Below are 380 nucleotides of genomic sequence, written 5' to 3' on the forward strand. Positions count from 1 at the left end.
ATTTAGAAGAGGCGCTGGCGGATGTCGTTCGCTGATGTGGTTTACAGCAAACATCCGCCAGTTAACTCCCGGTGTTACAGGATTAGTGGCTTTGCGCGATAAGATCGTCTGGTGAAAGTCGGGTCACCATCATAACTAACTCTCTGTCTAAACCTCTATCCAGCATCTCCTGAGCAATACGCAGGGCTTCTTCGTGTTTGCCCTGCATTGCGCCTTCTTCACGTAATCTGTCAGCAATGGTCATCAGTTTCTCCTTTTCTTGTGGTGCGCGTTCCGCTATCTCACCAATAAATGCACGAAAACGCTGGGCATCCCCTGTTTGTAATACGTAATTAAACAGGGCTTTTAGCTGTCTGTCATTAGTGTTCCCTGTAACTAGC

1 pseudogene is annotated in these 380 nt (G+C 47.6%); it reads right to left on the reverse strand.

From position 1 onward, the window contains the following. Nucleotides 1-82 precede the first annotated feature (82 nt). Nucleotides 83-380 (reverse strand): annotated as a pseudogene (gene rpnB / locus FMM79_RS00045) (recombination-promoting nuclease RpnB); the annotation flags it as partial.

Source organism: Novosphingobium sp. BW1 (assembly GCF_008107685.1).
Lineage (GTDB): Bacteria > Pseudomonadota > Alphaproteobacteria > Sphingomonadales > Sphingomonadaceae > Novosphingobium.